The organism is Labrys sedimenti (genome assembly GCF_034424805.1).
Classification (GTDB): Bacteria; Pseudomonadota; Alphaproteobacteria; order Rhizobiales; family Labraceae; genus Labrys; species Labrys sedimenti.
Map to the genome: position 1 here is coordinate 33,007 of NZ_JAXOUF010000023.1, position 10,182 is coordinate 43,188.

Genomic DNA, 10,182 nt, shown 5'->3' on the forward strand with positions numbered 1-10,182 from the left:
TAACCGGGAAAGACGGCGTTGCGCAAACGGACGGCGGCGAGACCGCTGCCTTGGAATGCCGCTCAGCGTTAACCCATCCTTGCGAAGGGCGGAAGCCTCACCCGCGGCGAGTGGGCCGGCGCAGACCTGCTATGCATGCGCCTCGGGGCAAAGATGTCGCAGAGGCGGCGGCCCCGCATTGGAGCGAAGTGCGGTTTGTGCGAACCGCAATTTCTCTCTAGCTCCTTGTTCCGACACGTCTTTCCGATTCGAAGTGACTCCGTCAAATCGCAAAACGCTATAGCGACGGGTTCAGGCGCGTTGGAAGGCGCTCGGCCGGACCACGACGGGCTCGGTGGCGGCGCCCCGGAAATAACGGACTTCGCCATTGCCGGCGAAAACCGCGGCGTTGAGCAGTTTCAGGCCGACCGGCTTGTTGTTCTCGCTGCTGCGCAGGCTCGGCGTGTCGACTTCCACCACCGTGCCCTGCGTACCCAGGGCGACCTCAAGGCGGCGGGTGGCGCCGACGCGGCGCTGCGCCACGATCAGCCCGTTGAGGGCCGAAGCGCCCGGGTCGACCGGTGTGACGTCGTGCGGGCGCACGAACAGGCTGGCCGGCCCGTCCGGCAGGCCGTCGGCATTGAAGGGCAGGGCCGTGCCGTCGAGCAGGATGCGCCCCTGCGAGATCGCCACCGGCACGCGGCTGGACTCGCCGATGAAGCCGAAGATGAAGGGCGTGGCCGGATGGTCGTAGATCTCGTCCGGCACGCCGAGCTGGTCGATGCGGCCCTTGTCCAGCACGGCAATGCGGTCGGACAGCTCCAGCGCCTCGTCCTGGTCATGGGTGACGAAGATGGTGGTGTGACCGGTCTTGTCGTGGATGGTGCGCAGCCAACTGCGCAGATCCTTGCGGACCTTGGCATCGAGGGCGCCGAAGGGCTCGTCCAGCAGCAGCACCTTGGGCTCGACGGCGAGGGCGCGGGCGAGAGCGACGCGCTGGCGCTGGCCGCCGGAAAGCTGGGACGGGTAACGCTGGCCGAAGGCGCCGAGCTGCACCAGATCGAGGAGTTCGGCCACGCGCCTGACGATTTCCGCTTCGGCGGGCCGCTTGGCACGCGGACGCACCCTCAAGCCGTAGGCGACATTGTCGGCCACCGTCATGTGGCGGAACAGCGCGTAGTGCTGGAACACGAAGCCGACCCGGCGTTCCTGCACCGTCAGGCCGGCGGTGTCGTCGGCGCCGAAAAAGACGGTGCCGGTGGTCGGGCGCTCCAGCCCGGCGATGATGCGCAGCAGCGTGGTCTTGCCCGATCCGGAAGGACCGAGCAGGCCGAGGAGCTCGCCCGACTTGATATTGAGATCAATGCCGTGCAGGGCCGGCGAGACGCCGTAGCTCTTGGTCAGGCCCGTAACGCGGATGTCCATGGATCTATCCTCAAGGCGGGGTTAGTTCGGGGAGAAACAGTGGCGGTTTCGTCATGCCAGGGCTTGGGCGAGGCATCCAGTTTGCACGGCGTCCGCGCCAGCGGCTGGATTGCCGAGCCAAACCCGGCAATGACAAAGGAGAGGGAGTGATCTTGGTCATCCCGGCCTCAATGTTTGGCGCCGTGGGCGAGCTCGTCGCCATAGCGCCATTCGAGCAGCGTCTTGGCCACCAGGGTCACCAATGCGAGCATCGCCAGCAGCGAGGCGACGGCAAAGGCGGCGATCGCGGCCGAGCCTCCGCCTTCATACAGGATCTGGATGTGCAGCGGCATGGTGTTGGTGCCGCCGATGACGTGGCCCGACACCACGGAGACCGCACCGAACTCGCCCATGGCCCTGGCATTGCACAGGAGCACGCCATAGAGCAGGCCCCAGCGGATGTTGGGCACGGTCACGGTCCAGAACATTTTGAGCGGCGAGGCGCCCAGCGTCAGCGCCGCCTCCTCGTCCGCCTTGCCCTGGGCCTGCATCAGCGGAATGAGCTCGCGGGCCACGAAGGGGAAGGTCACGAAGATGGTGGCGAGCACGATACCGGGCAGGGCGAAGATGATGTGGATGCGATGGGCCGATAGCCAGGGGCCGAGCAGGCCCTGTGCGCCAAACAGCAGCACGAAGACGAGGCCCGCCACCACGGGGGAGACCGAGAAGGGCAGGTCGATCAGGGTGATGAGCAGGCTCTTGCCCTTGAAGTCGAACTTGGCCACGGCCCAGGCTGCGATCACGCCGAAGACGATGTTGAGCGGCACCGCGATCAGGGCGACGATCAGGGTCATCCAGACGGCGGTCTGGGTATCCGGGTCCTCGAAGGACTCGAAATAGGCGGCAGCCCCACTCCGGAAGGCCTGGTAGAACACCTCGATCAGCGGCAGCACCAGGAAGGCGGCGAGGAAGACCAGGGCGATGCCGATCAGGATGCAGCGAACCCAGGACGTCTCGGTGGTGACCGCATGCTCGCGGCTGACCGGCGGTTCGCGATAAAGCTCGATCGCCAGTTCGGAGGTCGAATTAGGCATCGCCCATCCTCCTGCGGCTCCAGGCCTGGATCAGGTTGATCGCCAGCAGCATGGCGAAGGAGATTGCCAGCATGATGATGGCGATGGCGGCGGCATCGGCATATTTGTTCTGCTCGAGCTTCTGGAAGATCAGGCTCGGCACGATCTCGGAAACATAGGGAATGTTGCCGGCGATGAAGATCACCGAACCGTATTCGCCAACCGCGCGGGCGAAGGCGAGGGCGAAGCCGGTAAGCACGGCGGGCAGGAGCGGGGGCAGCAGCACGCGCGTCACGGTCTGGAAGCGGGTGGCGCCGAGCGTGGCCGAGGCTTCCTCGATCTCCTTGTCGATCTCGGCCAGCACGGGCTGCAGCGTGCGCACCACGAAGGGCAGGCCGATGAAGACCAGGGCGACGAAGATGCCCTTGGTGGTGAAGGCGACCTTGATGCCGGCAAGGGCGAAGAACTGGCCGATCCAGCCATTGGTGGCATAGAGGCTCGACAGGGCCAGGCCCGCCACGGCTGTCGGCAGGGCAAAAGGCAGGTCCACGGCGGCGTCGACCAGGCGCTTGCCTGGGAAGTCATATCGCACCAGCACCCAGGCGACGATGACGCCGAAGACGACATTGACCAGGGCGGCGACGAGGGAAATGCCGAAGGTGACCCTCAGGGCCGCGGCAACCTGTCCCTCGGCCGCGATCGCCAGGATGCCGGAAGGGCCGAGCACTGCCGCCTTCTGCAACAGCGCGGCGAGGGGGATCAGCACGATCAGGCTGAGATAGAAGATCGTGTAGCCGAGCGTCAGTCCGAAGCCCGGCAGGGCGGTCGGCTTGACGAAGGGCGCTCGCAAGGTGGCGGCAAGAGCCATGGGCGGTTCCTGGGTGGAATGTCATCCCGTGTCTGCGACGCAGCATGAGATGCTGCGTCGCAGACACGGGACCGTAAAACGAGAAAGGCGCTCTATTCGGAGCTCGGTCTTGGCTCTGCGAAGCGTCACTGCGTGCCGCATCGCGTCCGGGATGACGTGCCTTTACCCCTTCGGCTTGTAGATCTGGTCGAAGATACCGCCATCGGCGAAATGCTTGGCCTGGACCTTGGCCCAGCCGCCGAATTGCGGCTCGGAAATGGTGAACAGCTTCAACTTGGCGAAACGGGCGAGATCGGCCGGATCGGCGGCTGCCTCGTCGCTCGCGCGATAGCCATTGTGGGCGATGATCTTCTGGGCGGCCGGGGTGTAGAAGAAATTGAGATAGGCTTCGGCCTGCTTGCGGGTGCCCTTGGCGTCGACATTGGCGTCGACGATGCTCACGGGCGGCTCGGCCAGGATCGAGATCGAGGGCACCACGACCTCGAGCTTGTCCTCGCCGAATTCCTTCAACGTCAGGAAGGCTTCGTTCTCCCAGGCGATCATCACATCGCCGACCTCGCGCTGCGCGAAGGTGATGGTGGCGCCGCGGGCGGCCGAGTCGAGCACCGGTACGTTGTGGTAGAGCGCGGCCACGAAATCGCGGGTCTTGGTCTCGTCGCCGCCGGTCTTGTCCCAGGCGTAGCCCCAGGCGGCCAGATAGTTCCAGCGCGTGCCGCCGCCGGTCTTGGGATTGCCGGTGATCACGGCAACGTCGGGGCGCACGAGGTCGCCCCAGTCCTTGATGCCCTTGGGATTGCCCTTGCGTACCACGAAGACGATGGTGGAGGCATAGGGCGTGGAATTGCGCGGCAGGCGGGACTGCCAGTTCTCCGGGATCTTCTTGGTTGCCTTGGCGATGGAGTCGATGTCGTTGGACAGCGCCAGCGTCACCACGTCGGCGTCGAGCCCGTCGATGACGGCGCGTGCCTGCTTGCCGGAACCGGCATGGGACTGCTTGATGGTGAGGTCCTCGCCCGTCTTGGCTTTCCAATCCGCTGCGAACGCCTTGTTGATCTCCTTGTAGAGCTCGCGCGTGGCGTCATAGGAGACATTAAGGAGCTCGGCAGCGTGGGCGCGCGAAGGGGCGCCAAAGGTCATCCACAGCACGAAGCCGAGGGCCAGCAGCACGGCAAGGGTGTCGCGAAGGCGGGTGAGGCTCGTCATGCCGGTCATTTCACAACCTGGAAGTGGGAAAGGAGAATTTACAACTTCTCTATATATCCACTAAATCAATCGACATTGTCAATGTGTTAAATGTGCTAAAATCCACAATAATAATGTGTTATATGCGAGCTGTGCTGGCTGAGAACGCCGACTGGACGGCTGAGCAGGACAGGGATCGTTCTGCGGGGCTTTCCCAAAAAGAAACGGGCCCGCAGGCCCGTTTCGCTTCTTCGGTCGGTCGCCTCATTGCGGCTTGTAGATCTGGTCGAAGACCCCGCCATCGCCGAAATGCTTGGGCTGGGCGGTCTTCCAGCCCCCGAAGCGGGCGTCATCGATCGTCACCAGCTTGAGCTTGGGAAAGCGGGCGAGATCAGCCGCATCGGCGGCCTTTTCATCGATCGGCCGATAGAAGTTGTGGGCGATGATCTTCTGGGCCGCCGGGGTGTAGAGGAAGTTGAGATAGGCCTCGGCCTGCTTGCGGGTGCCCTTGGCGTCGACATTGGCATCGACGATGGCGACCGGCGGTTCAGCCAGGATGGAGGAGGAGGGCGAGACGATCTCGTATTTGTCGGCGCCGAACTCCTGCAGCGTCAGGAAGGCCTCGTTCTCCCAGGCGATCAGCACGTCACCGGTGTCGCGCTGGGCGAAGGTGACGGTGGAGCCGCGGGCGCCCGAGTCGAGCACGGGCACGTTGCGATAGAGGGCGGCCACGAAGTCGCGGGCCTTGGCCTCGTCGCCGCCATTCTTGTCGAAGGCATAGCTCCAGGCGGCCAGATAGTTCCAGCGCGCGCCGCCGCTGGTCTTGGGATTGGGCGTGATCACGGCGATGCCGGGCTTGACCAGGTCGTCCCAGTCCTTGACGCCCTTGGGATTGCCCTTGCGCACCACGAAGACGATGGTCGAGGTGTAGGGCGAGGAATTGTGCGGCAGGCGCGACTGCCAATTGTCGGGCAGCTTCTTGGTTGCCGTGGCGATGGCGTCGATGTCGCCGGACAGTGCGAGGGTCACCACATCGGCCTCGAGGCCGTCGATCACCGAGCGCGCCTGCTTGCCCGAACCGCCATGCGATTGCTTGATGGTCAGATCTTCGCCGGCCTTGGCCTTCCAGTCGGCGATGAAGGCGGCGTTGACCTCCTTGTAGAGCTCGCGCGTCGGGTCGTAGGAGACATTCAGCAATTCGGCGGCGCGAGCCCCTGCGAGCGCGCCGAAAATCAGCCAGAGCACGAGGCCGAGGACCAGGAGGACGCCGAGCGTGTCCCTCAGTCGCGCCAGGCGAAGCGTTTTGATCGTCATGGGTTCGGTTTCCAGTCGAGAGAAGCTTGACCAAATCTCCACTAAATCAATCAACCTTGTCAATCTATAAAATGCATAGAGTAAAAGTATTATGTCGCAATTCACACGTCGAGGATGTGTGACATGAATGCGACAGTCGCCGGGAATGACGGTGCGCCTCGCTTGAGCCCAGCCGGGGCCACCATTGTGCCGGAATTGATCAGCACTTGGTTAACCATAGTGGCAGTTTGGCTCTTGCGGTAGAGCGCGATGGCTGCGCGACCGCCAAGAAATCGCCGCGGGCCGTGTTTCCAGAACGTTCGATTAACCAGCTTTCGCTATGGCTGATTTACCAATTCTGACGACCGGAGGAGTAACCGGAATGATGACGTCTCTGCGCGCGGTCCCCGCACTGCGCTTTGCCGCTGCAATGACCTGCGTGCTCGCACTGGCGGCCTGTAAGAGCAAGTCGGGAGCCGATGGCGGCCTCGGCGGTCCTGGCGGCGCCGGTGGCGGCGGCTATGGCGCTGGCGGTGCAGCCTCGCCCGGCAGCCAGCAGGATTTCGTCGTGAATGTCGGCGATCGTGTGCTGTTCCTCGTCGACCAGTCCGACATCACCCCCGAAGGGCAGCAGACGCTGAACAAGCAGGCCCAGTGGCTGAAGGCCTATCCGCGCTACTCCGTCACCATCGAAGGCCATGCCGACGAGCGCGGCACGCGTGACTACAACTTCGCCCTCGGCCAGCGCCGCGCCCAGTCGGTGCGCGACTATCTGATGGCGCAGGGCATTTCGGGCGGCCGCATGCGCACCATCTCCTACGGCAAGGAGCGCCCGGTCGCGACCTGCAACGACATCTCCTGCTGGTCGCAGAACCGCCGCGCCGTCACCGTGCTGAACGGCGGCAATTCCTGAGTCGAGGGCGGGCCTTTCGGCCCGCCTGATCCTGCGTGTTTTGAGGCGGACATCGCGACATGCACGCATGTCGCTGTGATGTCCGCGGTCCCAGCCGAGGCGTTGGTCACACGAACCTTGCGAGGTTTGCAACGGCAACGTCCATGCTGGGACCGCGGACGTCTCGTCCGCCTCTTGTTTTCCAAGAGCTGCGTCAATCCTCGTCGCCGAACAGCGGCATCTGCGGCGGTGTCGAGCTTGGCACCGCCAGGCCGAGATGGCGATAGGCATGCGGCGTCATCACCCGGCCGCGCGGGGTGCGCTGCAGGAAGCCCTGCTGGATCAGATAGGGCTCGATGATGTCCTCGATGGCGTCGCGCGGCTCCGACAGCGCGGCGGCGATCGTCTCGATACCAACCGGGCCGCCGCCGAAGCTCAACGCCACCAGGTTGAGATAGCGATTATCCATGGCGTCGAGCCCGGCCTGGTCGACTTCCAATGCACTCAAGGCCTTGTCGGCGATGGCTCTGGTGATGGTTTCGGCGCCGAGCACCGAAGCGAAGTCGCGCACGCGTCGCAGCAGGCGCCCGGCAATGCGCGGCGTGCCGCGGGCCCGGCGGGCGATCTCGTTGGCGCCGTCCTCGGCGATCGGCGTGCCCATCACCCGGCCGCCGCGCTTCACGATCAGCTCAAGCTCCTCCACCGTGTAGAACTGCAGGCGGATCGGAATGCCGAAGCGGTCGCGCAGCGGCGTGGTCAGCAGGCCGGCCCTGGTGGTGGCGCCCACCAGCGTGAATTTGGCGAGATCGATACGCACCGATCGCGCCGCCGGTCCTTCGCCGATGATGAGGTCAAGCTGGAAATCCTCCATGGCCGGGTAGAGGATTTCCTCCACGGCCGGATTGAGGCGGTGGATCTCGTCGATGAACAGGACGTCGCGCTCTTCCAGATTGGTGAGCAAAGCGGCAAGATCGCCAGCCTTGGCGATCACCGGCCCGGAGGTCGCGCGGAAATTGACGCCGAGTTCGCGCGAGACGATCTGGGCCAAGGTGGTCTTGCCGAGGCCCGGCGGCCCGACGAACAGCACATGGTCGAGGGCATCGCCGCGCTTGCGGGCGGCCTCGATGAAGATCGACAGATTCTCGCGGGCCTTGGCCTGGCCGACGAATTCGCCGAGGTCCTGCGGGCGCAGCTTGGAATCGGTCGCATCCTCGTCGCGCGAATCGCCGCTCAGGAGGCGGGCGGATTTGGGCGCCTCGCCGCCGGCGCTCTTGCGCGTGGGCTTCATCGTGACAATTCCTTCAGGCCGAGGCGGATGAGCTTGGCCGTCTCGGCGCCCTCACCCGCCTCCCGCAGAGCGGCGGCGACGGCCGCCGAGGCCTGGGTCTGGGCATAGCCGAGATTGACCAGGGCCGACACCGCATCGCTGACAGGACCGGCGGCGCGCTGCTCACCGATATCGGCCTGCAGGCTGATGACGTCGGCAGGAACATGGCCGAAGCTCGGTACCTTGTCCTTGAGCTCGGTGACGATGCGCTGGGCGACCTTCGGGCCGACGCCGGGCGAGCGTGCCACCGCCCCCTTGTCGCCCAGGGCGATGGCGGAGGCGAGATCGGCGGGCTTGAGCGTCGACAGGATGGCGAGCGCCACTTTGGTGCCGATGCCCTGCACGGTCTGCAGCAGGCGGAACCAGTCACGCTCGTTGTCGCTGGAGAAACCGAACAGGCGGATCTGGTCCTCGCGCACATGGGTTTCGATGGCGAGCATGGTCGCCTCGCCCGGAGAGGGCAGGGTGCCGAGCGTGCGGCTGGAACAATAGACGATGTAGCCCACGCCCTGCACGTCGAGGATCACCCAGTCCTCGCCATAGCTGTCAACGATGCCGCGCAATTTGCCGATCATGGGACCCTCATCGGGCCATATCTAGCGGTTTCGATTGATTCGTGCGCCCGCTTCACGAATCTCAGGTGCCCTTGCCGAACAGGGCGCTGAGTTCTGCATAGGACATGGCGTCCTTGGCAAAGCCGAAGGTGCCCTGGTCGCGCAGTTCGAGGGCGGCCCGCTTCAGGGCGCCGAAGGCCGCGCGGGTGAAGGAGCCGCCGACGCTGACGCGGCGCACGCCGAGCCTGGCGAGATCGGCGACGGTGAAATCCTGCCCGCCAACGGTGAACAGGACGTTGAGCGGCCTGTCGATCGCGGCAAGCACGCTGGAAATCTGGTCGAGACGGGTCAGGGCCGGCGCATAGAGCACCTCCGCTCCCGCTTCCTGGAAGGCTTGCAGGCGGCGGATGGTGTCGTCGAGGTCGGCGATGCCGTGCAGGAAGTTCTCGGCGCGGGCGGTGAGCACGAACCCTCCGGCGCGTGCCGTCTCGGCTGCGGCGCGTACGCGGTCGACGGCGTGGCCGAATTCATAGATCGGCTGGTCGGGCCGGCCGGTCGCGTCCTCGATCGAGCCGCCGGCAAGCCCCACCTCGATGCCGGCGAGAATGGTGCGTTGGCAGTCCTCGGGAGCGTCGCCGAAACCATTTTCGAGATCGGCGCTCACCGGCAGGCCGGTGGCTTCCACGATGGCCCTGGCATTGGCGAGAGTTTCCTCGCGCGACATTTGGCCATCCTTGCGCCCCACCGTGAAGGCCAGGCCGGCACTGGTGGTGGCGATGGCAGAAAAGCCAAGCGAATCCAGAAGCTTGGCGGACCCGGCATCCCAGGCGTTGGGGATGAGGAAAAGTTCGGAGCGCTGGTGCAGTTCGGAGAAGGCGGCGGCACGGCGAGCCTGGGTCATGGCGAATCCTTGGATAAATTCACGGTTTGTTCTAGGGGCGGTAAACCCGGGTGGCAAGCGCTATTTACTAGGAGCACGGGCATCTGCGAGAGCCAGCGTCTCAGGAGGACCGCTTCAGGATCGCTGCCAGATTGTGGCTGGTGCGGTGATGGGCATGGGTGATGGCGACGGCGAGGGCGTCGGCTGCGTCATCCGACTTCGGGTCGGCCTTGGGCAGCAGCACCTTGATCATCAGGCGGATCTGCTTCTTGTCGGCATGGCCGGAGCCCACCACGGTCTTCTTGACCAGGTTCGGCGCATATTCGTTGACGGCAAGGCCGGCCTGGGCCGGCACCAGCATGGCGATGCCGCGGGCCTGGCCGAGCTTGAGGGTTGCCGTGGCATCCTTGTTGACGAAGGTCTTCTCCACCGCCGCCTCGTCCGGCTCGAAACGAGTCACCACCTCGGTGAGACCCGTATGCAGCTCGAGCAGGCGGTGGGCGAGTTCCTCATTGTCGTCGGAAAACACCGTGCCACAGGCGACGAAGGACAGCCGGTTGGCCAGCACCTCGATCACGCCCCAGCCGGTGCGGCGCAGGCCTGGGTCGACGCCGAGGATGCGGATGGGGGTCTGTGACATGATCGGAGCGCGGACATCCTGTCCGCTCTTTCTTCGAAAAAAGGTCGGGCTTCCAAGAGCGGACATCGCGACATGCGAGCATGTCGCGAT

Annotated in this window: 10 protein-coding genes; 1 reads left to right on the forward strand and 9 read right to left on the reverse strand. The window is 65.0% G+C overall.

Annotated features, from left to right (window positions below; all coding sequences use genetic code 11):
• Window positions 1-291: 291 nt before the first annotated feature.
• The 5 genes from U1R88_RS31220 to U1R88_RS31240 all read right to left on the reverse strand — a co-directional run bounded on the left by U1R88_RS31220 (window position 292) and on the right by U1R88_RS31240 (window position 5,820).
• A complete protein-coding gene (locus tag U1R88_RS31220) occupies window positions 292-1,404 on the reverse strand; it encodes a sulfate/molybdate ABC transporter ATP-binding protein (RefSeq protein WP_322434806.1) in 1,113 nt (370 codons plus the stop codon).
• 167 nt (window positions 1,405-1,571) lie between these two features.
• On the reverse strand, window positions 1,572-2,477 hold the full coding sequence (gene cysW / locus U1R88_RS31225) for a sulfate ABC transporter permease subunit CysW (RefSeq protein WP_322434807.1): 906 nt from the start codon (window positions 2,475-2,477) through the stop codon (window positions 1,572-1,574).
• Entirely contained in the window at window positions 2,470-3,324 is an 855-nt protein-coding gene (gene cysT / locus U1R88_RS31230; RefSeq protein ID WP_068285671.1) for a sulfate ABC transporter permease subunit CysT, read from the reverse strand. The genes cysW and cysT overlap by 8 nt, the downstream gene beginning before the upstream one ends.
• A gap of 162 nt (window positions 3,325-3,486) precedes the next feature.
• Window positions 3,487-4,527, reverse strand: a complete 1,041-nt coding sequence (locus tag U1R88_RS31235; RefSeq protein ID WP_425545510.1) for a sulfate ABC transporter substrate-binding protein — start codon at window positions 4,525-4,527, stop codon at window positions 3,487-3,489.
• Window positions 4,528-4,770: 243 nt separating this feature from the next.
• Complete coding sequence (locus U1R88_RS31240; RefSeq protein ID WP_425545511.1) at window positions 4,771-5,820, reverse strand: sulfate ABC transporter substrate-binding protein; 1,050 nt, start codon at window positions 5,818-5,820, stop codon at window positions 4,771-4,773.
• Between the two features lie 361 nt (window positions 5,821-6,181).
• On the opposite strand from U1R88_RS31240, the gene pal reads away from it, so the two are divergent.
• Window positions 6,182-6,712, forward strand: coding sequence for a peptidoglycan-associated lipoprotein Pal (gene pal / locus U1R88_RS31245; RefSeq protein WP_322434808.1), 531 nt, complete (start codon window positions 6,182-6,184; stop codon window positions 6,710-6,712).
• A 193-nt stretch (window positions 6,713-6,905) separates the two neighbouring features.
• On the opposite strand, the gene ruvB is transcribed toward pal, so the two are convergent.
• The 4 genes from ruvB to ruvC form a co-directional block, all read right to left on the reverse strand.
• Window positions 6,906-7,979: a Holliday junction branch migration DNA helicase RuvB gene (gene ruvB / locus U1R88_RS31250; RefSeq protein ID WP_068285677.1), complete on the reverse strand. Its 1,074-nt coding sequence runs from the start codon at window positions 7,977-7,979 to the stop codon at window positions 6,906-6,908.
• Window positions 7,976-8,593 (reverse strand): Holliday junction branch migration protein RuvA, encoded by a 618-nt coding sequence (ruvA, locus tag U1R88_RS31255; protein ID WP_322434809.1) that lies wholly within the window; start codon window positions 8,591-8,593, stop codon window positions 7,976-7,978. Before ruvA ends, ruvB begins: the two co-directional genes overlap by 4 nt.
• Before the next feature lie 61 nt (window positions 8,594-8,654).
• Window positions 8,655-9,473, reverse strand: a complete 819-nt coding sequence (locus U1R88_RS31260) for an isocitrate lyase/PEP mutase family protein (protein ID WP_322434810.1) — start codon at window positions 9,471-9,473, stop codon at window positions 8,655-8,657.
• Window positions 9,474-9,573: 100 nt separating this feature from the next.
• Complete coding sequence (gene ruvC / locus U1R88_RS31265) at window positions 9,574-10,092, reverse strand: crossover junction endodeoxyribonuclease RuvC (protein ID WP_068285683.1); 519 nt, start codon at window positions 10,090-10,092, stop codon at window positions 9,574-9,576.
• Window positions 10,093-10,182: the final 90 nt, after the last annotated feature.

Excerpts from the sequence above, each read along its gene's own strand:
- cysT (WP_068285671.1), bottom strand. The coding sequence starts at position 3,324 with ATGGCTCTTGCCGCCACCTTGCGAGCGCCCTTCGTCAAGCCGACCGCC.
- pal (WP_322434808.1), top strand. The coding sequence starts at position 6,182 with ATGATGACGTCTCTGCGCGCGGTCCCCGCACTGCGCTTTGCCGCTGCA.
- U1R88_RS31220 (WP_322434806.1), bottom strand. The coding sequence starts at position 1,404 with ATGGACATCCGCGTTACGGGCCTGACCAAGAGCTACGGCGTCTCGCCG.
- ruvA (WP_322434809.1), bottom strand. The coding sequence starts at position 8,593 with ATGATCGGCAAATTGCGCGGCATCGTTGACAGCTATGGCGAGGACTGG.
- cysW (WP_322434807.1), bottom strand. The coding sequence starts at position 2,477 with ATGCCTAATTCGACCTCCGAACTGGCGATCGAGCTTTATCGCGAACCG.
- U1R88_RS31260 (WP_322434810.1), bottom strand. The coding sequence starts at position 9,473 with ATGACCCAGGCTCGCCGTGCCGCCGCCTTCTCCGAACTGCACCAGCGC.
- ruvC (WP_068285683.1), bottom strand. The coding sequence starts at position 10,092 with ATGTCACAGACCCCCATCCGCATCCTCGGCGTCGACCCAGGCCTGCGC.
- U1R88_RS31235 (WP_425545510.1), bottom strand. The coding sequence starts at position 4,527 with ATGACGAGCCTCACCCGCCTTCGCGACACCCTTGCCGTGCTGCTGGCC.
- U1R88_RS31240 (WP_425545511.1), bottom strand. The coding sequence starts at position 5,820 with ATGACGATCAAAACGCTTCGCCTGGCGCGACTGAGGGACACGCTCGGC.
- ruvB (WP_068285677.1), bottom strand. The coding sequence starts at position 7,979 with ATGAAGCCCACGCGCAAGAGCGCCGGCGGCGAGGCGCCCAAATCCGCC.